22 protein-coding genes are annotated in these 21,088 nt (G+C 67.4%); 12 read left to right on the top strand and 10 right to left on the bottom strand.

The genetic code is table 11. From position 1 onward, the window contains the following. Window positions 1–97: 97 nt before the first annotated feature. Window positions 98–709 (bottom strand): TetR/AcrR family transcriptional regulator, encoded by a 612-nt coding sequence (locus tag F5544_RS33625; RefSeq protein WP_167476906.1) that lies wholly within the window; start codon window positions 707–709, stop codon window positions 98–100. A gap of 142 nt (window positions 710–851) precedes the next feature. Here F5544_RS33625 and F5544_RS33620 point away from each other — a divergent pair, with 142 nt between their 5' ends. Further along, window positions 852–1,259, top strand: coding sequence for a hypothetical protein (locus F5544_RS33620; protein ID WP_167476905.1), 408 nt, complete (start codon window positions 852–854; stop codon window positions 1,257–1,259). A gap of 369 nt (window positions 1,260–1,628) precedes the next feature. After that, entirely contained in the window at window positions 1,629–2,795 is a 1,167-nt protein-coding gene (locus tag F5544_RS33615; protein WP_167476904.1) for a hypothetical protein, read from the top strand. Window positions 2,796–2,831: 36 nt separating this feature from the next. On the opposite strand, the gene F5544_RS33610 is transcribed toward F5544_RS33615, so the two are convergent. Continuing rightward, window positions 2,832–3,722 (bottom strand): LysR family transcriptional regulator, encoded by an 891-nt coding sequence (locus F5544_RS33610; RefSeq protein WP_167476903.1) that lies wholly within the window; start codon window positions 3,720–3,722, stop codon window positions 2,832–2,834. A gap of 71 nt (window positions 3,723–3,793) precedes the next feature. Between F5544_RS33610 and F5544_RS33605 the strand changes: the two genes are divergently transcribed. The 6 genes from F5544_RS33605 to F5544_RS33580 all read left to right on the top strand — a co-directional run bounded on the left by F5544_RS33605 (window position 3,794) and on the right by F5544_RS33580 (window position 12,863). After that, complete coding sequence (locus F5544_RS33605) at window positions 3,794–5,575, top strand: gamma-glutamyltransferase family protein (RefSeq protein WP_167476902.1); 1,782 nt, start codon at window positions 3,794–3,796, stop codon at window positions 5,573–5,575. Between the two features lie 162 nt (window positions 5,576–5,737). Further along, on the top strand, window positions 5,738–7,372 hold the full coding sequence (locus F5544_RS33600; protein ID WP_167476901.1) for an ABC transporter substrate-binding protein: 1,635 nt from the start codon (window positions 5,738–5,740) through the stop codon (window positions 7,370–7,372). A gap of 51 nt (window positions 7,373–7,423) precedes the next feature. Next, entirely contained in the window at window positions 7,424–9,031 is a 1,608-nt protein-coding gene (locus tag F5544_RS33595; RefSeq protein ID WP_238846788.1) for an ABC transporter substrate-binding protein, read from the top strand. A gap of 6 nt (window positions 9,032–9,037) precedes the next feature. Next, the gene (locus F5544_RS33590; RefSeq protein WP_167476900.1) at window positions 9,038–9,994 is read left to right on the top strand and encodes an ABC transporter permease; all 957 of its coding nucleotides are present in this window, start codon (window positions 9,038–9,040) and stop codon (window positions 9,992–9,994) included. Then, window positions 9,991–11,163, top strand: a complete 1,173-nt coding sequence (locus tag F5544_RS33585; protein ID WP_167476899.1) for an ABC transporter permease — start codon at window positions 9,991–9,993, stop codon at window positions 11,161–11,163. The genes F5544_RS33590 and F5544_RS33585 overlap by 4 nt, the downstream gene beginning before the upstream one ends. An 11-nt stretch (window positions 11,164–11,174) precedes the next feature. Next, a complete protein-coding gene (locus F5544_RS33580; protein WP_167476898.1) occupies window positions 11,175–12,863 on the top strand; it encodes an ABC transporter ATP-binding protein in 1,689 nt (562 codons plus the stop codon). A gap of 33 nt (window positions 12,864–12,896) precedes the next feature. On the opposite strand, the gene F5544_RS33575 is transcribed toward F5544_RS33580, so the two are convergent. The 4 genes from F5544_RS33575 to F5544_RS33560 form a co-directional block, all read right to left on the bottom strand. Beyond that, the gene (locus tag F5544_RS33575; RefSeq protein ID WP_167476897.1) at window positions 12,897–13,895 is read right to left on the bottom strand and encodes a Gfo/Idh/MocA family protein; all 999 of its coding nucleotides are present in this window, start codon (window positions 13,893–13,895) and stop codon (window positions 12,897–12,899) included. A 96-nt stretch (window positions 13,896–13,991) separates the two neighbouring features. Next, a complete protein-coding gene (locus F5544_RS33570) occupies window positions 13,992–14,600 on the bottom strand; it encodes a TetR family transcriptional regulator (protein ID WP_167476896.1) in 609 nt (202 codons plus the stop codon). Then, on the bottom strand, window positions 14,581–16,110 hold the full coding sequence (locus tag F5544_RS33565) for an MFS transporter (protein WP_167476895.1): 1,530 nt from the start codon (window positions 16,108–16,110) through the stop codon (window positions 14,581–14,583). Before F5544_RS33565 ends, F5544_RS33570 begins: the two co-directional genes overlap by 20 nt. Window positions 16,111–16,214: 104 nt before the next feature. Beyond that, window positions 16,215–16,604, bottom strand: coding sequence for a hypothetical protein (locus F5544_RS33560; protein ID WP_167476894.1), 390 nt, complete (start codon window positions 16,602–16,604; stop codon window positions 16,215–16,217). A 126-nt stretch (window positions 16,605–16,730) separates the two neighbouring features. Between F5544_RS33560 and F5544_RS33555 the strand changes: the two genes are divergently transcribed. Further along, window positions 16,731–17,558: a MerR family transcriptional regulator gene (locus tag F5544_RS33555; RefSeq protein ID WP_167476893.1), complete on the top strand. Its 828-nt coding sequence runs from the start codon at window positions 16,731–16,733 to the stop codon at window positions 17,556–17,558. Between the two features lie 28 nt (window positions 17,559–17,586). On the opposite strand, the gene F5544_RS33550 is transcribed toward F5544_RS33555, so the two are convergent. Then, entirely contained in the window at window positions 17,587–17,997 is a 411-nt protein-coding gene (locus F5544_RS33550; protein WP_167476892.1) for a DUF5997 family protein, read from the bottom strand. 100 nt (window positions 17,998–18,097) lie between these two features. Here F5544_RS33550 and F5544_RS33545 point away from each other — a divergent pair, with 100 nt between their 5' ends. The 3 genes from F5544_RS33545 to F5544_RS33535 all read left to right on the top strand — a co-directional run bounded on the left by F5544_RS33545 (window position 18,098) and on the right by F5544_RS33535 (window position 19,892). Then, entirely contained in the window at window positions 18,098–18,346 is a 249-nt protein-coding gene (locus F5544_RS33545; RefSeq protein WP_167476891.1) for a CopG family transcriptional regulator, read from the top strand. Then, window positions 18,343–18,810: a PIN domain-containing protein gene (locus tag F5544_RS33540; RefSeq protein ID WP_203217408.1), complete on the top strand. Its 468-nt coding sequence runs from the start codon at window positions 18,343–18,345 to the stop codon at window positions 18,808–18,810. The genes F5544_RS33545 and F5544_RS33540 overlap by 4 nt, the downstream gene beginning before the upstream one ends. A gap of 167 nt (window positions 18,811–18,977) precedes the next feature. After that, complete coding sequence (locus F5544_RS33535) at window positions 18,978–19,892, top strand: LysR family transcriptional regulator (protein ID WP_167476890.1); 915 nt, start codon at window positions 18,978–18,980, stop codon at window positions 19,890–19,892. Between the two features lie 58 nt (window positions 19,893–19,950). On the opposite strand, the gene F5544_RS33530 is transcribed toward F5544_RS33535, so the two are convergent. The 3 genes from F5544_RS33530 to F5544_RS33520 form a co-directional block, all read right to left on the bottom strand. Further along, window positions 19,951–20,259, bottom strand: coding sequence for a hypothetical protein (locus F5544_RS33530; RefSeq protein WP_167476889.1), 309 nt, complete (start codon window positions 20,257–20,259; stop codon window positions 19,951–19,953). 84 nt (window positions 20,260–20,343) lie between these two features. Then, complete coding sequence (locus F5544_RS33525; RefSeq protein WP_167476888.1) at window positions 20,344–20,661, bottom strand: hypothetical protein; 318 nt, start codon at window positions 20,659–20,661, stop codon at window positions 20,344–20,346. A 143-nt stretch (window positions 20,662–20,804) separates the two neighbouring features. Then, entirely contained in the window at window positions 20,805–21,074 is a 270-nt protein-coding gene (locus tag F5544_RS33520) for a DUF2631 domain-containing protein (RefSeq protein WP_167476887.1), read from the bottom strand. Window positions 21,075–21,088: the final 14 nt, after the last annotated feature.

Genomic DNA, 21,088 nt, shown 5'->3' with positions numbered 1-21,088 from the left:
CCTGGGCCGGACGTCCCTGAATGCGTTGTGCGGGGTGGCTACCCGCGCACCGCCTGCTTCCGATCGCCCGCATCGCGAGGTGTCGGTCTCCCCGAATTCAGTTGATTCCGTTTCCGAATGTGCGGAGCAACATCTCGATCAATTCGTCGATGAACCTGTCGTCGATATCTTCGCCGCTCACCAGCACTCGGTAGTAGATCGGACCGATGAGCCGGTCCAGTGCCGCGTCGATATCGGTCTCGGCGGCCAGCTCGCCCCGGATCATTGCCCGCTGCAACGGGATTCGGTCGCGCTCACGCTGCGGCCGCAGGCAGCGGTTACGGAATGCGGTGGCGATCGCCGGATCGTGTTGCGTCTGGGCGATGAGGGCGCGCAGCACCATGCCGGAGTCCGAGTCGCGTAGGAAATGGACGAGGTTGCGCAGATGCGCCCGCAGGTCCCGATCCAGGGCGCCGAGGTCCGGCGGCACGAGATGTTCGGCCGCGTCGTCGAGGTAGGTGTCGACGAGGATGTCGGTCTTCGTCTTCCACCAGCGGTAGATCGTCTGCTTGGAGACACCGGCCCGCAGCGCGAGTCCCTCGATGGTGAACCCGGCGAAGCCGCGTTCGGCGAGCAGATCGTCGGCGGCCTCCAACACCGCTTTACGCGCGGATTCGCTACGGCCGTGCCGGTTTCCGTGGTGACGTCCGGTCGTCTCGGTCGGGTGCATCGGGTGACCTCCTCGGGACAATGTACCCAAATTCTAGACTTGACGCAGCGTTGCGTCTAGGCTGAAAATCGTTCTACTGAGCAATGGTTCAGCGGCAGGCTGTCGATAACGCCTGTCACGCATCGAGATTCAGGAGTTGAAAATGCCACTGCGCGAAGGTGTTGGAGTCGCGGTCACCGTCGCTGGGCTTGCCGCGGCGGTTCCGTCGGTGTGGCAGACCGTCACCCACATCACCGACGAGAGCTACCGCGCACCGGAGGTGCGCCACGGCGCCGGGCACGTGCAGTACCACATGGCGCGCGAGGTGCTGATCACGCTCGGTTCGCTCGGCGTGATCGGTGTCGGGCTGCTCGCCGGACCCGATCGCGGCCGGGTCCTGTGGCGTGCGATGGCCTGCGGCGCGGGCGGATTCGCGGCCGCGATGTGGTCCGGCGGGCCGACCACCGGCAAGTGGGCGCCCAACCGCAAGGCGCTGCTGATCCACGTCGCCTCGACCACGGGGTTGCTCACCGGACTCGCGCTGCTGCGTCCAGCGCGTGACCGTGCCTAGACCCCAACGGCTCGGCGCTGGTCTTCGCCCATTGTGTGGTGGCGGCGTGTCGCACCGCGTCCGGGTGCAGCCGCACCTCGTCCGCGAACCGTGCGTTGGGTGTACAGGGTGCTCGGCTCGCGGCCTGGGTGCGGGGACGTCGACTTCGCCTGATCCGGCGTCCTCGAATCCGTTGTGCGGGTTGTATTCTGCTGTGCAGTGGCTGCCCGCGCCCGCCCGCTTCCGATCGTTCCGGCGCCCACACCGCCGGGCGAGATGAGGACAAGGGGCTTCGCCTCGCGCGATGAATCTACTTGTGCTGTGCGCGTTTCGGCGATTCGGGAGTAGCGGCGGGGTGGTGTGGGGGCGTCGCCGTGGAAGGGATCGACCGTGACCACTGACAAGGCGCGTAAGCGGCAGGTGCGGGCGCGGATGGCGCGGACGGGGGAGTCGTATACGGAGGCGGCCCGCGCGGTCGGGTGGGAATCCGGAAAGATCAGGCGGCCGGAGGATTTGGATCAGCTGCCCGGTGCGGCGCTGCCGGTGCCGGTGGCGGTGATGGTCGCGCGGAATTTCGCGGCGTCGGCGCAGCATCTCGCGGTCGCGCACCGATTGGCCACCGATCACGCCGCCCGCGGCGACGACGGCGCCGAAGTCGATTCGCTGGATGAGGCGAGTTCCCAAGTGCGGAAATGGATTTACCATCTGGAACGGTATGCCGAGCGGTCGGCGGTCTCCTCGGGTGTGATCACCGAACTGCCCGAGATGCTCGGCGGGCGGGCGATTTCGCAGACGCTGTATCCGAGCCAGCACCTGTGGTGTGCGTCGGGTCCGCGCCGCTCGCTGCCGCAGCCCGGTGAGGATCCGGCTCGTGACCTGGCCGAGAACGAGCGGGTTCGGCATCTGCTCGGCGGGCGGGTGCCGACCACCCGGCTGGCCGATTCGGGCGAGGGCCAGCATCTGGTGAACGCGCGCGACGTGGTGCCCGGCACCCCGGCCGCGCCGATCTGGCGGGCGCGCGAGGAGTTGAACCGCTACGCGGCGAACTGGACGCACCGCGCCGGTGACGCCCCCGGCGATCTGGCGGCCGCGCTCGAAGGCTGCGCGCAGGTGCTCGACGAGGTGGTCGAGGTCGCGGCCGGACTGCTCGCGGAGATTCAGCGCCGCACCGAGGACGGCACCATGACCGGCGTCAACGTGGAACGGATTACGAAGGCGCGCACCGAGATATCGGTGGAACGTCTGCGTCGCCCGCGCACCGCCCTCCGGTCGGCGCGGCGCGCGATCGATGGTGCGCTCGCCGCGCTCCCGGTGCCGCGCGGCGTCCGGGTGTCGGATAGTACGGCGCGCAAACTGTCCGGCAGTACGGCCGCCGAGATCCGCGATGAACTCGGCGGTGAGGTGGCGCTGAATATCCGCACCGGCAAGGTCGCCGACCCGGAGGCCGGCCGGGCCGCCGCGCTGGCGCGGGTCCTGGCCTGGATGCACCACACCGGCGCGGACACCTACGACCCGGACCGGCATGCGGCCGCGGATCCGGCCCGGGCGGAGGGCTGATCGCTCAGACGATCCCGCTGGTGATACCCGGTCCGTTCAGTGGACCTCCCCGGCATGGGCCAGGGTCGTATCGATGAAGGCCTGCGCCGCCGCGGTCAGCGGTCCGCTGCGGTGCACCAGCCATTGGGGGAGCCGTTCGGGCGGGTCGAAGCGGTAGATCTCCGCCCCGGCGCGGCGGGCCAGGTATTCCCATCCGTCGGGCATGAGGCCGCAGCCGACGCCGCGCAACACCATCGGCAACACGATGCTGCGGTCCCCGACCTCGGCGGCGATATGCAGGTCGCCGACCGCCGCGGCGAGCCGGTCGAACCGGGCCCGAACGGCTGTCGCCGATTGCGGCAGCACGAAGCTCATACCGCGCAGATCGTCGCGGGTCACCGTGCCGTTCGCGCCGAGCTGGGTGCCGGGTGGGGCGACGAGCAGGAAATCCTCATCGCGCAGATAGTGCGCGACAAGGCCCTGGCCCGCCGGGCGTTCGGCGCTGCCGCACACCCCGGCCTCGCAGCGGCCGCGCAGCACGGTCGCGATCACCTCGGCCGCGGATAGCGCGGACCAGGTGCTCACCGTGACGCCCGGATGATCGTCGCGCAGTTGGGCAATCGTATTGATCACCGGCTCCAGCGCCGAGGACGAGGTGGCCGCGACATCGACCCGGCCGACGACGCCAGCGCCGACGGCCTGCGCGGCGGCCCGCAGCGCGTCCAGGTCGCGCAGCACCTGGCGGGCGCGGTCGGCCATCAATTCGCCCGCGTTGCTCAGCACCGCGCTGCGGCCGACCCGGTGGAACAGCTCGACGCCGAGCTCTTTCTCCAGCTTGCCGATGGCGCGGGACAGCGAGGGCTGGGCCACCCGCAGGGCGCGGGCAGCGTGGGTGAAACCGCCGTGTTCGACGATCGCGACGAAGTATTCGAGCTGTCTGCGTTCCATGTCCTGACGCTATCGGTGTGGTGTTATAGATGTCTTGGACGCACGTGCCGTTCTCAGGCGATACTCAGCGGGTGTTCACCACGCGTCCCACATTGCAGGGAACCTTCGGGATGGTGTCGTCCACGCACTGGCTCGCCTCGGCCACCGCGCTCGCGGTACTCGAGAACGACGGCAATGCGTTCGACGCGGCGGTCGCCGCCGGATTCGTGCTCCACGTTGTCGAGCCGCATCTGAACGGACCCGGCGGTGAGGTTCCGGTAATTCTCGCACCCGCGGGCCAGGCGCCCAGGGTGCTGTGCGGCCAGGGCCCCGCCCCGGCGGGCGCGACGATCGAGCACTACACCGGGCTCGGCCTGGACCTGGTGCCCGGCACCGGCCCGCTGGCCACCGCGGTACCCGGTGCGTTCGACGCCTGGATGGTGCTGCTGCGTGATTACGGCACCAAGCGGCTGTCCGAAATCCTTTCCTACGCCATCGGTTACGCCGAGAACGGACATCCGGCGGTGGAGCGGATCGGCGAAACCGTCGGCACCGTGCGGGAATTGTTCGAGACGGAGTGGACCACCTCGGCCGAGCTCTACCTGCGCGACGGACGCGCGCCCGCACCCGGTGCGCTGCTGAAGAATCCGGCGCTGGCCGCCACCTGGCGCCGGGTGATCGCCGAGGCCGAGGCCGCGGGCTCCGATCGGGAGACGCAGATCGAGGCGGCGCGCAAGGTGTGGCGTGAGGGCTTCATCGCCGAGGCGATCGCCGAATTCGCGGCGAAGCCGACCATGGACACCTCCGGTGAACGGCACGCCGGCACGCTCACCGGTGACGATCTCGCGAATTTCGCTGCCTCCTACGAAGATCCGGTCACCTACGACTGGAACGGCTGGACCGTGGCCAAGCCGGGACTGTGGAGCCAGGGACCGGTGTTCCTGCAACAACTCGCGCTCCTGCCAGACCAACTCGAATACGGCACGCCGGAGTACTATCACACCCTCATCGAGGGCTCGAAGTTGGCCATGGCCGACCGGGAGGCGTGGTACGGCGACGGCACCGATGTCTCGCTCGAAACGCTGCTGTCCCCGTACTACAACGTATGCCGCCGTTCCAAGATCGCACCGCGCGCCTCCTATGAGTTGCGCCCGGGTAGCCCGGATGGTCAGCGGCCCCGGCTCGGCCAGTACGCCAAGACGAATTCCGTTGCGCCCGCTGAACTTTCGCTCGGCGTCGGGGAGCCGACGGTGGCCGCGACCGGCGCGACCCGCGGCGACACCTGTCACGTCGACGTGGTCGACCGCTGGGGCAATATGCTCGCGGCCACCCCGAGCGGCGGCTGGCTGCAATCGAATCCGGTTGTGCCGCAGCTCGGTTTCCCGCTCGGCACCCGTCTGCAGATGACCACCCTGGAACCGGGCCTGCCGAATTCGCTGCGGCCGGGCCGCCGTCCGCGCACCACGCTGAGCCCGACGCTCGCGCTGCGTGACGGGGTGCCGATCATGGCGTTCGGCACGCCGGGCGGCGATCAGCAGGATCAGTGGAGCCTGCACTTCTTCCTCGCCGTCGCGCTGCGCGAAAAGGTGCGTGGCGGCCTGGATCTGCAGGGCGCCATCGACGCGCCCAACTGGCATCAGGAGAGTTTCCCCGGCTCGTTCTACCCGCGCATGATGAATCCCGGTGCGGTGGTTGTGGAATCGCGGATCGGGGATGAGGTGATCGCCGATCTGCGCAGGCGTGGCCACCGGGTGACGGTCGGCGACGCCTGGTCGGAGGGGCGGATGTGCGCGGTGGCCCGCGATCCGGAGACCGGTGTATTGTCAGCGGCCGCGAATCCTCGCGGTATGCAGGGCTACGCGGTGGGTCGATAACCGAATCAAGCAGCCAATAGCGGTCCGGAAATGGCACCGGACCGCTATTTCGCATGCCTTTTTGAAAATGACATTCACGGTGATTGCCAGAAAAAGAACGGAATCCGAAAAGTGGAAATGGTGGGGGAGAAAAGTGAAAGACCTTGAAGTATGTTGTAGCGCATGCTGATCCGCTTCACCCGGATGGCGGCGCTCGTTGTGGCCGCCGCCATGTTCGCCGCATGTGCGCCGGCGCATCAAGCTCCTGAGGTCGCGACCGCGCACACCGACGATTTCGGCACACCGGTGGGTACGCGGCCGGTTCGCCAGGGCGGCGATCTGGTAATGGGGCTGTCCAACGATCCCGACCGCCTCGACCCGTCCACCTCCAGCTCGCTCTACATGCGTTACGTCATGACCGCGGTCTGCGAGAAGCTCTACGACGTGGACCTGGCGGGCCGGATCGTGCCGCAGCTGGCCACCGCGCTGCCCGATATCTCCTCCGACGGGCTGACGGTCACCATTCCGGTGCGCACCGGTATCAAGTTCGCCGACGGCACCGCGTTCGACGCGCAGGCCGTGCAGACCAGCCTGGAACGTCACTTGACGATGAAGGGTTCGCAGCGCACCGGCGAGATGGGGCCGGTCGACGGCGTAGAGCTCGTCGACGCCACCCATGTAGCGATCAAGTACCGGCAGCCGTTCGCGCCCATCACCGCCGCGCTGGCCGACCGCGCGGGCATGATCATGTCGCCCGCCGCGCTCAAGGAGAAGGGCGACAACTTCGGCGATCGCCCGGTCTGCGTCGGCCCGTTCAAATTCGTCGACCGCGTGCCCGGTGTCTCGATCACGGTGGCCCGCGATCCGCTGTATTACAACGCGCAGAACGTGCACCTGGACACGATCACCTACAAGATCATGACCGATGCGTCGGCCCGCGCCGCGAGCCTGCGCTCCGGTGAGATCCAGGTGGCCGACACCATGTCCCCGCAGGACATCGACGCACTCGCCAAGGATCCGCAACTGCATGTGTTGCAGACCGGTTCGCTCGGCTACCAAGGATTGACCATCAACATCGGCAATGTCGACGGCGTCGGCAAGCCGACCAAACAGATCGAAACGCCGCTCGCCAAGGATCCCCGTGTGCGGATGGCGCTTTCGCTCAGCATCGACCGGAACAAGTTGGTGCACACCGCATGGAAGGACTGGTACGAGTCGGCCTGCTCGCCGATCTCGCCGTCCAGTCCGTTCGCGACCAGAACCAGCACCGCATGCCCGGTCTTCGATCCGGAGGCCGCGAAGAAGCTGCTCACCGAGGCCGGCGTGCAGATGCCGTACCCGATCGCGATGCACGTGATGAACATTCCGGACCAGCTCAACTACGCGCGGGCGCTACAGGCCAGCGCGGCACAGGGCGGTTTCGACATCCGGCTCATCCCAACCGATTACCCGACGCTGCTCGACATGCAGAAGCGCGGAAACTACGAGACACTGTTCCTTGGCTGGTCCGGCCGAATCGACCCGGACGCCAACACCTCCCGAATGTTGACCACCGGATCCACCGGTAACTACGGCGGTTTCAGCAACGCCACCCTCGACGAACTGTTGAGCGCTGCCGCGAGCAGCACCAACACGGCCCAGCGGGCCGCCTTGTACGAGCAGGCGATGCAGGTCATCCATCGGGAGAACCCCTACCTCTACACCTACCGTATTCGCAGCCTGACGGTGCATTCGACCAAGGTCACCGGCATCGAGGTGTACGCCGACGGCGCGGTACGGCTGGGCAACGCGGCCTATGTGACGGATTGGAAGGGCTGAAAAGCCATGTTGCGGTACCTGTTTCGGGCGTCGAGACGCCCAGCGGGTGCGTTGACGACCGGAATGGTCGTCGTCGCGCTCGCGGCCTGTGCTCCGGTGCAGCATCCGACCGGAAGCGCAACGCACACCGATGATTTCGGCACCCCGGTGGGGAGCCAGTCGGTGCGCGAGGGTGGCGAGTTGGTGATGGGCCTATCCTCGGAGCCCGACCGGCTGGATCCGACCACGTCGAGTTCTCTTTACACGCGCTACGTGATGAACTCGATTTGCGAAAAGCTTTACGACAACAACGCTGCGGGCCAATTGGTTCCGCAGTTGGCCACCGCGCTGCCGGATGTTTCGCCGGACGGGCTCACGGTCACCATCCCGGTGCGCACCGGCATCAAATTCGCCGACGGCGCCGAGTTCGACGCCGCGGCCGTCCAGACCAGCCTGCAGCGGCATCTGTCGATGAAGGGCTCGCAGCGCACCAGCGAGATGGGTCCGATCGCGAGCATCGAGACCGCCGATCCCGCGCATGTGGTGCTGAAGTTCAAGAAGCCGTTCTCGCCCATCACGGCCGCGCTGGCCGACCGCGCGGGCATGATCATGTCGCCCGCCGCGATCAAGGAGCGCGGCGACAACTTCGGCGATCACCCGGTGTGCGTCGGGGCGTTCAAATTCGTCGAGCGGGTGCCGCAGACCTCGATCGTGGTCGAGCGCGATCCGAACTATTACGACGCGAAGAACGTGCACCTGGACAAGATCACTTATCGGATCATGTCGGATGCGAATATCCGTGCGGCGAACCTGCGTTCGGGTGATATCCAGGTGGCCGACACCATCTCCCCGCAGGATGTCGGCGCGCTGGTGAAGAACAAGGGGCTGCACCTGCTGCAGTCGAGTTCGCTGGGCTACCAGGGCATTACGCTCAATATCGGCAATGTCGACGGCGTCGGCAAGCCGTCCAAGCAGATCGACACCCCGCTGGCCAAGGATCCTCGGGTCCGCATGGCGTTCTCGCTGGCCATCGACCGGCGCCAACTGGTGGACGTGGTATTCAACAACTGGTTCGAGCTGGCCTGCACGCCGATCTCGCCGCAGAGCCCGTTCGCCACACCGGACGGAACCGCCTGCCCCGCATACGATCCGCAGAAATCGCGGCAACTGCTCGCCGAGGCGGGCGTGCCGATTCCCTACCCGGTCAAACTGCAGGTGACCAACCAGCAGGACCAGCTCCGCTACGCGCAGGCGCTGCAGGCCAGCGCCGCCGAGGGCGGATTCGATATCAAGGTCGTGCCAACCGAGTACTCAACGCTGTTGGACGTGCAGAAGAGGGGCACGTTCGAGGCGCTGTACCTGGGTTGGTCGGGCCGCCTCGATCCGGACGGCAACATCACCAGATTCCTGCAGACCGGATCGGGCGGCAACTACGGCGGGTACAGCTCGCCGAAACTGGATGATCTGCTCGGGCAGGCTTCGCGCACAACGGATGTCGCCAAGCGCGCCGAACTGTACGGGCAGGCCGTGCAGATCATCCAGCAGGACAACCCGTACCTGTACACCTATCGCATTCGGGTCCTCACCGTGCATTCCACGCGGGTGACCGGCATCGAGGCGTATCCCGATGGCGTCATCAGGCTCGGCAAGGCCGCGTTCACAGCGGATCAGAAGGGCTGAAAACCGTTGTTGCAGTACTTGTTCCACCGTTTGTGGCAATCCGCGGTGACGCTGGTCATCGCATCCATCGTGGTATTCCTCGGCGTGCGCGCCCTACCCGGCGACCCGGCCCGCGTGATGGCCGGTGAGCAGGGCGACCAGGCGGCCATCGACGCCATGCGCGAGAAGCTCGGTTTGGACCGGCCGCTGCCGATCCAGTACTGGGAGTTCGTAAAGCACGCGCTGACAGGCGATTTCGGCCGGTCAATCCGGACGGGGACGCCGGTGCGCAACATGATCGGGCAGACCCTGCCGGTCACCGTCCAGCTGGCGGTCTACGCCATGCTGGTCGCGATCCTGGTCGGTGTCATCGGCGGTGTCGTCGCCGCCGTCTACCGGGGGCGCTGGCCGGAATGGGCCGCCAACGGCGTTTCGCTGCTGGCCCTTTCGGTGCCGACGTTCTGGCTCGGCATCCTCGGCGTGCTCTACCTGTCCGTGCAGCTCGGCTGGTTCCCGGCCTCGGGATATGTTTCGCCGCTGCACGATCCGGTGCGCGGCATCTACTTCCTCACCCTGCCCGCGGTGATCCTCGGCATCACCCACGCCGCGGTGATCCAACGGCAGACCCGCTCGTCGATGGTGGAAACGCTCACCGCCGACTTCGTGCGCACCGCCCGCGCCAAGGGGCTCGGCCGCGGCGCGGTGATCTTCCGCTACGGGCTGCGCAACAGCCTCATCGTGGTGACCACCATCGTCGGCGTGCAATTGGGCCTGCTCATCGCGGGCGCGGTGGTCACCGAACGCATCTTCAGCCTGCCCGGCATCGGCAAACTGACCCTGGATTCGGTGTTCAGCCGCGACTATCCGGTGATCCAGGCGGTCATCCTGGTGATCACCACGTCATACATCGTGATCAACCTGCTGGTCGACGTGCTCTACACGGTGATCGACCCGCGCGTTCGAGTGTCCGGGAGGGCACGATGACTCTGGTCGAAGACCCGAAAGTTCCCGAGGACCCCAAGACTCCGAAGAAGAAGGACACCGTGGCCGAAACGGATGCGGCGGGTTCCGCGGTGAGGGCGGAATCCACTGCTGCCGAGGCGGAGACCACGGCGAAAGCGGACCTCGCGGAGGCGGATTCGGCTGCCGGGCCGGAATCCGTTGCCGCGGCGGGCGAGTCCGCCGCCAAGGCGAAGGCCACCAACGGCGGCGAATCCGCCGCCGAGGCGAGTTCCGTTGAGGTCGCGACGGATCCGATCGTGGCCGAGGCCGATGCCGCGGCGACGAAGGCGGCCGAGACCCCGGTCCCGCCGATCGCGGACCGCCGCCGGATCCTGCGCCTGCTGTGGCACAACCCGCTCGGCATGATCGGCGCGGTACTGCTGCTGATCGTCGTGTTCGTCGGCGTATTCGCCCCGCTGCTCGCGCCGTACGCACCGGCCGCGGTGCACTTCTCCACCCCGTTCCAGCGCCCGGGAACCGAAGGATTCGCCTTGGGCACCGACGATCTGGGCCGCGACATCCTCTCCAGGGTGTTCCACGGCACCAGGGCCTCGCTGGAGGTCGGCGCGCTCTCGGTGCTGTTCGCGGTGGTCATCGGCGTGCCGCTAGGTCTGCTCGCCGGGTACTGGCGCTGGCTGGACACCGTGCTCTCGCGGGTGTCCGACGTGCTGCTCGCCTTTCCGGCGATCATCATCGCGGTGGCGCTGACCGCGATCAACGGCGGCGGGCTCACCGACGCCGCGCTCGCGCTCGGCATCGCGCAGGTGCCGGTGATGATGCGGGTGGTGCGCGCGGAAACGTTGCGGCTCAAGGAGACCGACTTCGTCATGGCCGCACGCACCATGCACGTACCGTCGTGGCGCATTCTCGGCGAACACGTCCTGCCGAACGCGCTCGCGCCGATCATCGTGCAGGCCACCGTCATCATGCCGACGGCGATCATCGGCGAGGCGATCCTGTCCTTCCTCGGGCTCGGCATCAAACCGCCCGCGCCCAGCCTCGGCATCATGCTGTCCGACGCCCAGCAGTACCTGCTGCGCACGCCGTGGCCGGGTATCTTCCCCGGTGTGGCGCTCGCACTGATCTGCTTGGGATTCAACCTGTTCGGCGACGCCCTGCGGGACGCGCTCGACCCGAAGACCAGTCGCTGAAAGGTTCGGTCATGAGTGAGCCTCTTTTGGAGATCCGCGATCTCCAGGTGTCCTTCGGCAATGTCTCGGCCGTGCGCGGCGCCGATCTGGTGATCGCGCCGGGCGAGCGGGTCGCGGTGGTCGGCGCCTCCGGATCCGGGAAATCGACCATGGCGCACGCCATTATGGGCCTGCTGCCCGGATCGGGCCGGATCACCGGCGGTTCCGTGCGCTGGCGCGGCGAGGACATCACCGCGGTCGGGGAGAAGCGGCTGCGCCAGCTGCGCGGCCGGGAAATCGGTTTGGTGCCACAGGATCCGATGTCGAACCTGAACCCGGTGTCGCGGGTCGGTACGCAGGTGTCGGAAACCCTTTTGGCCCACCGGATTTGCGATCGCCGCACGGCGAAGGACCGGACCATCGAACTGCTCGGCCAGGCCGGGCTGCCGGATCCGGCGCGGCGGGCCAAACAGTATCCGCACGAATTCTCCGGTGGCATGCGCCAGCGCGTGCTGATCGCCATCGGATTGGCCTGCCGCCCAGACCTGCTCATCGCCGACGAGCCGACCTCGGCACTCGACGTGACCGTGCAGCGGCAGATCCTCGACCATCTCGAGGAGTTGACGAAGGAGCTCGGCACCGCACTGCTTCTGGTGACGCACGATCTCGGCCTCGCCGCCGAACGGGCGGACCGGGTGGTGGTGATGTCGGACGGCCGCGTCGTGGAAACCGGTCCGGCGCGCGCGGTGCTCACCGATCCGCAGGAGGAGTACACCAAGCGATTGGTGGCTGCCGCGCCCGCGCATTCGGGACCGGGCCGCCGGGCCGAATCGAACGGTGCCGCAGCGGATTCCGGCACCGCGAAGCAGCAGGCGGGCAACGGCAAGAAGAAGTCGGGACGCAAGGCCGGTCCCAAGAAGGCGCAGCAGGCCGACAAGCCGACGCCGATCCTGGAAGTCACGAATGTGACCAAGGAGTACCGGATCCGGGGCCGCGGCGGGGTGCTGCGCGCGGTGGACGATGTCACGTTCACCATCGGCCGCGGCCGCACCACCGCGATCGTCGGCGAATCCGGTTCCGGCAAAACCACAACGGCCCGAATGATTCTCGGGCTGGTGCCCGCCACCTCCGGCAAGATCCTGCTGGACGGCACCGAGGTGATCGGGCTGACCGGTGACCGGCTGCGGGCGGCGCGGCGGGCCATGCAGCCGGTGTTCCAGGATCCGTACGCCTCGCTGGATCCCATGTGGACCGTCGAGCGGTTGATCGCGGAACCGTTGCGCGCCTTCGGTGTCGGCGATCGGGACAGCCGCCGCAAGCGGGTCGCCGAACTGCTGGATCAGGTCGCGCTCTCGGCGGCGTTGGCGCACCGGTATCCGAACGAGCTGTCCGGCGGTCAGCGCCAGCGCGTCGCGATCGCGCGAGCGCTTGCGGTGGAGCCGCGCCTGGTGGTCTGCGACGAACCGGTCTCGGCGCTGGATGTTCTTGTACAGGAACAGATTCTGGCGCTGCTGTCCTCGCTGCAGGATCAGCTCGGGTTGAGCTACCTGTTCATCTCGCACGACCTCGCCGTCGTGCGCGCGCTGGCGCACGAGGTCCTGGTGATGCGCGAAGGACGGGTCGTCGAACAGGGCCCGGTCGACACCGTGCTGAACGATCCGGCGGACAGCTACACGAAGCAGTTGCTCGACGCGATTCCCGGTGTCGGCGTTCTGGTTTGACGGGTCACCTCGCCGGGCCACCCCGGCGAGGTGTCAGCTCGGCTCGCGCAGCGGCAGCCCGGCCGCCTGGTAGATCGCGTCGATCACGGTCATATTCAGTATCGCGTCCTCGGGTGTTGTGCGGACCGGCCGCCCGCGCAGCACCGCGTCGGCGAATGCGTCCAGCTGGAAGGCGTAGGTGGGCCTGCGGGTGAAACGTTCCACCCGCGAACCTTGTTCGGAGCGCACCGACAGCCAGTGGAACAATTGCGGCGCAACGGGATTGACCACCCGCATCTGTCCGTGTTCGCCCACGATCCGCGCGCCGATCCGGAGCAGATCCCGCGACCACATCGAGCACCGGATCCGGCCGGAATGTCCTGCGGGAAACCGCAGTTCGGCCGACATCGCCCGGTCGATCCGCGGGTCGCGCAACCGTACTCGCGCCGAAACCACCTCCGGTGTCTCGCCGCCGAACAACCGGGCCATATGCACCGCGTAGCAGCCGGCGTCCATCAGGGCTCCGCCCGCCAGCCCGTAGTTGTAGCGGATATCGGAGAACTTCGGCAGTGGGAAGCACAGGGCGGTCTCCACCCTGATCAGCTTTCCCAATTCCCCTGAGGCGATGACCTTTTCGGCCGCCAGCGTCAGCGGGTGGTACCGGTAGTGGAAGGCCTCCATTACGACCAACCCGGAATCGCTTGCCACCTGCGCGATTTCCCGCGCCTCGGCCGCGTTGGCGGTGAACGGCTTCTCGCACAGCACATGTTTCCCGGCCGCCAGCGCCGCCCGCGTCCACCTCCCATGCAACCCGTTCGGCAGCGGGTTGTAGATCGCGTCGATATCGGGCGCCTCGACCAACGCCCGATAATCGTCGTAAACCTGGGCAATACCGTGCTTTTTCGCGAAATCCCGCGCCCGCCCCCGATCCCGCGCCGCAACCCCGGCGACAACCACCTCGGCATTGCTCGCGGCGGGACGAATCAGTGCGGCGGGCGCGATGCGTGCGGCACCCAGGATGCCGATCCGCAACGCCTGAGATCCGGCGGTCATGCCGCGACCCTAATGCACGCAGTCGACGAAGTCTTCCACAGACCCGCGCACGGGCGGAGCGAATGCGGAGGTACGCCTGACATCGCCGCAGGCTTGTCAGGTGTCGAGTTCGGGCAGGTGGGTGAGGGCCTGCTCCAATGCGGAGGCGAAGTCCATCTCCGGGTTCTGGGTCCAGTCGAGGCCGACCATCAGCATGATGCCGAAGGCGGCGCCGCTGTAGGCGCGGATGCGCGGGTCGGCGGGGTCGCCGCCGCGTCGCTTCGCGGCCTGTTCCGCTATGACGGCCATGGATTTCCGGACGCTGCCGAGGCTGGCGCCCCACAGTTCGGGCACCGAGAGGATGAGGACGAGCCGGTCGCGTTGCACCGCGAGCTCCTCGTCGGTCATCTCGGCGAGTATGTCGTGAATCGCCTTGTGCTCGGCCTGATTCGGCGACAGGTCGGGCGACTGGCCACGCATCATCACCTCGAAGACGTGGTCGTAGTCGCTGTCGATGACCAGATCCTGTTTCGTCGGGAAGTAGCGGAAGACGGTGCTGGGCGCGACCTCGGCCGCGGCCGCGACCTGTTCGACGGTTGTCGCGCCGTAACCCTGTTCGCGGAACAGTCGCACCGCCTCCCGCTGGATCGCGGCCTTGGTCCGCGCCTTTTTGCGTTCCCGCAGACCCTGGGCCGGGGGCATATCGTCAGACGGCTGGCTGCTCATGCTCCGATTGTGCGATCCGGTCCGGCGCCGGACCAACCCGGCGCGGCAGCAACAGCACGGCAAGTGCGGTGCCGAGGATGCCGAGCCCGCCGGAGACCAGCAGGATCGTGGTCAGCCCGTGCACGAACGCGCCGCTCACCGTATCGGCGAGCGCGGGCGAATTGATCGCCCTGGCCACCGACAGCCCGCCGAATACGCTCTCCCGCACCGCGTGTGCCGCCGCATCCGGTACACCGGCCAGGTCGAGCCGGTCGCGGTAGGCGGAGTTGAGCAGCGAGCCGAGTATGGCGGCGCCGAAGCTGCCGCCGATGGTCCTGATGGACTGGTTGACGCCGGACCCGACGCCCGCGTTATTCGCCGAGAGTGCGCCGAGCGCCGCGTTCATCGCGGTCGGCAGGGCGAGGCCGAGTCCGAGGCCGTAGACGGCGGTCCAGATCGCGGCGAATCCGGTGCCGCTGTGTACATCCATCAGCGTGCCGACGCAGAGCCCACCGGCCAGCAGCGCGAAGCCGAGGCCGACCGCGGCCTTCTGGCCGATCGCCGCGGCCAGCTTCTCCGCACTCGACAACCCGAAAAGCATGCCGATCACCATGGGCAGCAGCCGCAGCCCGCTGCCCATCGCATCGGTGCCGAGGATCGCCTGGTAGTACTGCGGCATCGCGAACAGCACGCCGAACATGGTGAAGTTCACCACGGTGCCCAGCACGGTGCCCGCGCTGAAACCTCCGGTGCGGAACAGCGAAAGATCGACGATGGGATCATCGATTCGGTTCTCCCACAGCACGAATAGCGCCAGCGCCACCGCGCCGCCGATCAGCGGCCAGTACGTTTTCGTTGCGCCCCAACCACTTTCGCCCGCCTGGATCACGCCGTAGGTCAGTGCGGCGAGCGCGCCGCTGGACAGCGCGATGCCGAGGTAATCGATGCGCTTCGCCGTCTCCGAGCGCGATTCCGGCAGCCACATGGCGACGGCGAGCAACGCGAGGATCACCACGGGCACATTGATGAGAAATACCGAGCCCCACCAGAAGTGGTCCAGCAGCAGCCCACCGAGGATCGGCCCGATCGGGAAGGCGAGCATCGCCGCGCCCGCGACGGCGCCGATCGCCTTCTGCCGTTCCTCCTCCGCGAACATCACCGGCAGCAGCGCGAGGATGGTCGGCATCAGCGCCGCCGCGCCGAGTCCGAGCAGCACGCGGGACGCGATGAAGGTGCCGGGTGAATCGGAGTACGCGGCGGCGATCGATGCCGCGCCGAAGATCACCAGCGCGGTGAGCAGCACCCGTTTGCGCCCGAAGCGGTCGCCGAGCATGCCGGACGGGATCATGCCCGCCGCGAAGACCAGCGTGTACGCGGTGATGAACCACTGCAGGTCGGAGGTGGTGGCATGCAGATCCTCCGCCATGGCCGGTAGGGCCAGGTTCAGGATCGTCACGTCGAATCCGATGACGAGCGAGGCGAGTACGAGTGCGCCGACGGCCCACCACCGGCGCGCTCCGAGGTCAGACATGAAACTCAACTCCCTTGTGAGTGTCGAACTTCTAATCGGAGTCGACTCCGATTTTTGGAGCATAGACCCGGAGCGGCTGGGTGCGGAAGTGTGACCGTCGCTACTTACGCGGGCGGCAGCGGGAGCGTGGTGATGTGGTAGTCCTCCCGGATGCGGCCGTCATCGTCGAGCAGCAGAAAGACGCGGGCGGCCCATGCGGCGTCCCCGTTGGCGACCAGCTGCGATGTGAACGTCACGATGTCGTCGTGCACCGTGACGTCGCCCGCACCCACGACGGTGAAATCACCGGTGGCGACGAACTGGAGATAGGCCTCGGTGACCCGGTCCGTGAGCTCGGCGTAGCCGCGGAATTGGACGCCGCCGTCGACGAATTCGACGCCGTCGGGCGTCCACAACTGCTCGATCAGCTCGCGACGGGCGCCCGCGTCGGGCTCGTTCCACACCTCGACATAGCGGGCGACGATTCGGTCGAGATCGAGTGCGGTTTCGGTCATGCTGGGAATTCCTTTCTGACTCGGCCGTTTTCGGCCGCTGCAGAAAGGTTCGGCGGTGCCGTCACCGCAGAGTCAAGGCCGATACCGCACCGAACTCTCCCGTAGGGGAGCCAGCAGAATGTGGGCATGATCGCGTACCTGTCCATCGGGGATTTCTCCCGCGCGACCCATCTGACGGTGAAGACGCTGCGGCACTATCACCAGATCGGGTTGCTCGAACCCGCGGATGTCGATCCGCACACCGGCTACCGGCGCTACACCACCGACCAGTTGCCGACGGCTCGGGTCATCCGCCGGTTCCGCGACCTGGATATGCCATTGGACGACGTCCAGGCTGTGCTCGCCGCCCCGGACCTGGCCACCCGCAACGAGTTGATCACCAAACATCTGGCCCGGCTGGAGGACGAACTGGACCGCACCCGCCGCGCCGTCGACTCGCTGCGCGACCTGCTCGAACCGGCCGCACCCGCGGCGGAGGGCATCGAGCTACGCAGCCAGCCGCGGGCCGAGGCCGCCGCCATCGTCGAGGTGATCGACGTCGAGGACTCCGCCGCCTGGTTGCAGGGCGCGCTCGGCGAGCTGTACGCGACCATTACCGCACAACGACTTTCGGTCGACGGCCCGGCGGGTGGCATCTTCGCCGACGAGGTCTTCACCCACCACTGCGGCCAGGTCACCATCTTCGTCCCGTGCTCCGCCCGGATCCGCCCGATGGGCCGGGTCACCGCGCTGACCGTGCCCGCGGCCGAACTCGCCGTCATCACCCATCGAGGCGACCCGGCCGAAGTGGACCGCGCCTACGGCAGCCTCGCCGACTACGTGGCCCGCCACGCCCTCGCCGTCGACGGCCCCATCCGCGAGTATTACCTTGTCGGCCAACGCGATACCGACGACCTGGCGCAATGGCGCACCGAGGTGTGCTGGCCCATCTTCCGCACCTCCGCCGGGCGGTGAAATCGTCCTGTGGACGCCGCGACCGGTGTCAGTAGCTCTTGGCCGGGCGGTTGGTGGTGGTGCGGCGCTCGGCGGTCTTCTCCTTGACGCGCTCGTTTTCCTTCAGCACCGCCGCGTAGCTTTCGCGTTCCCGGACGAGCCACTCCGGCGGGTCGGCGAGCAGGGCGGCGATCTCGTCGGCGGTCAGCGCATCGGAGACCTGGGCGCGGGCCAGGCCGCTATTGGATACGCCGAGTTTGCGCGCGACGATATCGCGCGGGAAGGGCCCGGTGCGGCGCAGCTCGCGCAGCCATTCGGGCGGATTGGTCCGCAGCTCGTCGAGTTGGGCGCGGGTGATCGACGCGTTCCGGAATTCCTCGGGCGCCGCCGGAAGATAGATGCCGAGCTTGTTCGCCGCCGTCAGCGGCTTCATGGTCTGCGGTTTCTTCTCCACGGTCACCGCAACAGCCTAGTAGGCGCCGTCGGCGCGGCCGCGCACGGCCGAGGTCATCTGTCGAGCAGCCTCGGCAGGCATGTGGAATATATGTCACAATACACATATGGCTCTGAAGCGCACGATGGTTTACGCCGACGCCGACGACTTGGCCGCGATCAAGGAGGCGGCCGCGCGGCGGAATATCAGCGAGGCCGAAATTATCCGTAACGCAATACATTTGGCGGCTCTCCGGGTGCGTCGCCAATCCGAGCCGTTGCGTCTCAGGCGATTCTCCAGCGGTGACCCGACCCTCGCCGAACGGGTAGACGAGTATCTCGGTAAGGATTTCGGTGACAACCCGGAGCGTTCATGACGGTGGCCCCGGATGAGTTGGGCATCGTCATCGCGGATACGTCGGGCCTGATCGCGGCATTCGATACGGCGTCACCGGACAGTGCCCGCGCATTTCATGTGCTCGAGCAGGCAGGTCTGATCGTCCTGTCGCCCATGGTGCTCGCGGAACTCGATCATGTCGGGCGCAGAGCGCTCGGTCACCGGATCGCCGTGGAGATGATCGAGGATCTGGCTACGCAGGCGCGCACAACACGCTTCGCGATCGCGGCGATTACGCCCGATGTCCTCGATCAAGCCAACCTGATTCGCCGGTTGTATCCGAAGCTTCGGCTCGACCTGGCCGACGCCGTCAACGTGACGTTGGCGGCCGACTACGAAACAGATGCGATCCTCACGATCGATCGACGTGATTTCCGGGCGCTCACCCCGCTTACCGACCACAAGGCCTTCCGCGTACTTCCCGACGACCTGGCGTCTACATAGGTCAGCGCGGTCGTCGGCGCGGTGCTCCCGAAGGTCGGTCCGGGCCGTCGAAGGGCTCACCGGCCTGGCCGCACCCTTCGATGCGCGGCCGGGTGGAGGGCAGTGGGATTGCGCTGCGGCTGGTGCCTGGGCGTTCCCGGCACACTCCGTGCAATACGCTTCGATGAATGAGCCGGTTGGAGTCGATCGATGTGACGCGCCTGCGCTGGTTCGTCGCCGTCGCGGAGGAACTGCATTTCGCGCGGGCGGCGAAGGCGCTGCGCATCTCGCGGCAGCGGTTGAGCAACACCGTCATCGAGTTGGAGAACGAGCTGGGTACGAAGCTGTTCGTGCCGGGCGCCCAACCCACTCGACTCACCGATGATGGACGCGAATTGCTCGGTGAGGCAAAGGAATTCATTGCCCGAGCGGCGGAAGAGCCGGAGCCGGAGCCGGTTACGCTGCGGATCGGGTACGTGCCGGGCGTCACCGTCGCGAAGTGGAGTCGGATCTGGGCCGAGCGCTACCCGGAGATTCCGCTGGAGCTGGTCCAGCTCGCCGCGGCGGACCAGGAGCAGGCGCTGCGTGAAGGCCGGGTCGACATGTGCTTCGTCCGGCTGCCGATCGACCGTACGGGCCTGAGCGCGATCCCGCTCTATCATGAGCTGCCGGTCGCTGTCGTCCAGAAGGATCATCCGATCTCCCTGTTCGACGAGATCGCGCTGACCGATCTGTCCGATGAGGACCGCCAGGATGTCGAATCCGTCGACGCGGCCGCCGGAACCCTCGAAATGGTCGCCGCCATAGGCGGTTTCGCGATCGTCCCGCATTCGATCGCCCGGCTGCACCACCGCCGCGACCTGATCTACCGCACCGTCACCGACCTGCCCGGCACCGAGGTCGCGCTGGCCTGGCTCACCGACCACACCACCGAGCAGGTGGAGGATTTCATCGGCGTCGTGCGCGGCCGCTCGGAGCGCAGCTCACGCTCGAAAAATGCGGCACCGCAACCTGTTACGAAGAAGCAGGCCGAGCCGAAAAGTAGGAAGGCGCCGGCCAAGCGCACACCGGCGAAGGGGCAGCAGCGCCGCCGCGGCCGATGACATCCGAAATGCCAAGGCCCGCCGCCGAATACCGAATTCGGCAGCGGGCCCGGCCGATTCAGGCCTTGCAGGTACTGGTGAACGTCGCGTACGCCTGATCCAGATCGTCGCCGCCGTTCACCGCCTGGACGAACGCATCGATCGCATCCCGCTCGGCATCCCGCGCGAAGATGGATTGCAGTTTGGTGGTGAGCGCCCGCTGGGCGTCGCGATCGAGCCGGTGGTCCGGCGCGGCGATGAAGGCCGAGCGGATCACCTCGCTCGCCATCTCACACGCGGCGGTCTGCGCCTGCGCCGGAGCGGCCGGTAGCGTCAGCAGCGTGCCCGCGGCGATGGCGGGCAGCGCGGCGGACAGAAGTTTACGCATGAATTCCCTCTGCGGTGGTGTCGGGTGACGGGCGCGCGGGTGGCGACCGGAAAAGCTTGGATCCGAACGGGTTCCGGTTGTGGCTCAGCTCGCGCAGGCGGCGTTGAACGCGTTGGTCGCCCCGGTCATATCGGCGCTGGCGTCCTCGTCGGTGAGGGCCTTCGCGTACGCGGCTATCGCGTCCCGGTCGGCGCCGCTGGCATCGATGGCGAGCAGTTTGATCGATAGCGTCTTACCGATATCCGGGGTCAGGTTGCCGCTCGCGGCGGCGACGGCGGCATTGATCGCGTCGATGGCCTGGCCGCACGCGGCCGACTGCGCCTGGGCCGGTGCGGCGGGCAGCGTGGCCAGGGTGCCGACGGCGGTGGCGGTCAGTAATGCTGCGGACAAAGACTTGCGCATGTATCCCCTCACAGCTGATGTGGTGTGGTCTTGCCGCGCAGCACATTACTGCAGCCCGCGCCCGGAAAACACACGACCGGAACCGTTTTCGCGCCGCGGCGCGGGAAAGCGGTTCCGGTCGTTGGGTTCTGGTTTGCGCTGAGTTAGCGGGGCTTGCGGCGCAGGATCGAGTCGCGGATCAGGACGACCGCGATGGCGGCCGCGATGCCGACGAGGTAGATATCCTCGACGTGACCCTTCTGGTTACCGATCAGCATGCACAGCAGGATGATCGCGACGATCCAGCCGGCGGTGCGGAAGGTCCGGCGGGATTCACCGCTCCAACCCCATTCCGCGGAGGGCACCTCGGCGGTATCCACGTGGGTGACGACCGCGCGCTCGTTGTTGGCGGGTTCGATATCCGTGGAGGCCACGATCGCTCCTTAGG

The organism is Nocardia arthritidis, from assembly GCF_011801145.1.
Lineage (GTDB): Bacteria > Actinomycetota > Actinomycetes > Mycobacteriales > Mycobacteriaceae > Nocardia > Nocardia arthritidis_A.
This window is presented reverse-complemented; position numbering and strand designations above follow the sequence as displayed.

Coding starts and splice junctions, on each gene's coding strand:
- F5544_RS33625 (WP_167476906.1), bottom strand. CDS start 709: ATGCACCCGACCGAGACGACCGGACGTCACCACGGAAACCGGCACGGC.
- F5544_RS33620 (WP_167476905.1), top strand. CDS start 852: ATGCCACTGCGCGAAGGTGTTGGAGTCGCGGTCACCGTCGCTGGGCTT.
- F5544_RS33610 (WP_167476903.1), bottom strand. CDS start 3,722: ATGGAACGCAGACAGCTCGAATACTTCGTCGCGATCGTCGAACACGGC.
- F5544_RS33600 (WP_167476901.1), top strand. CDS start 5,738: ATGCTGATCCGCTTCACCCGGATGGCGGCGCTCGTTGTGGCCGCCGCC.
- F5544_RS33585 (WP_167476899.1), top strand. CDS start 9,991: ATGACTCTGGTCGAAGACCCGAAAGTTCCCGAGGACCCCAAGACTCCG.
- F5544_RS33580 (WP_167476898.1), top strand. CDS start 11,175: ATGAGTGAGCCTCTTTTGGAGATCCGCGATCTCCAGGTGTCCTTCGGC.
- F5544_RS33575 (WP_167476897.1), bottom strand. CDS start 13,895: ATGACCGCCGGATCTCAGGCGTTGCGGATCGGCATCCTGGGTGCCGCA.
- F5544_RS33570 (WP_167476896.1), bottom strand. CDS start 14,600: ATGAGCAGCCAGCCGTCTGACGATATGCCCCCGGCCCAGGGTCTGCGG.
- F5544_RS33565 (WP_167476895.1), bottom strand. CDS start 16,110: ATGTCTGACCTCGGAGCGCGCCGGTGGTGGGCCGTCGGCGCACTCGTA.
- F5544_RS33560 (WP_167476894.1), bottom strand. CDS start 16,604: ATGACCGAAACCGCACTCGATCTCGACCGAATCGTCGCCCGCTATGTC.
- F5544_RS33555 (WP_167476893.1), top strand. CDS start 16,731: ATGATCGCGTACCTGTCCATCGGGGATTTCTCCCGCGCGACCCATCTG.
- F5544_RS33545 (WP_167476891.1), top strand. CDS start 18,098: ATGGCTCTGAAGCGCACGATGGTTTACGCCGACGCCGACGACTTGGCC.
- F5544_RS33540 (WP_203217408.1), top strand. CDS start 18,343: ATGACGGTGGCCCCGGATGAGTTGGGCATCGTCATCGCGGATACGTCG.
- F5544_RS33535 (WP_167476890.1), top strand. CDS start 18,978: ATGAGCCGGTTGGAGTCGATCGATGTGACGCGCCTGCGCTGGTTCGTC.
- F5544_RS33530 (WP_167476889.1), bottom strand. CDS start 20,259: ATGCGTAAACTTCTGTCCGCCGCGCTGCCCGCCATCGCCGCGGGCACG.
- F5544_RS33525 (WP_167476888.1), bottom strand. CDS start 20,661: ATGCGCAAGTCTTTGTCCGCAGCATTACTGACCGCCACCGCCGTCGGC.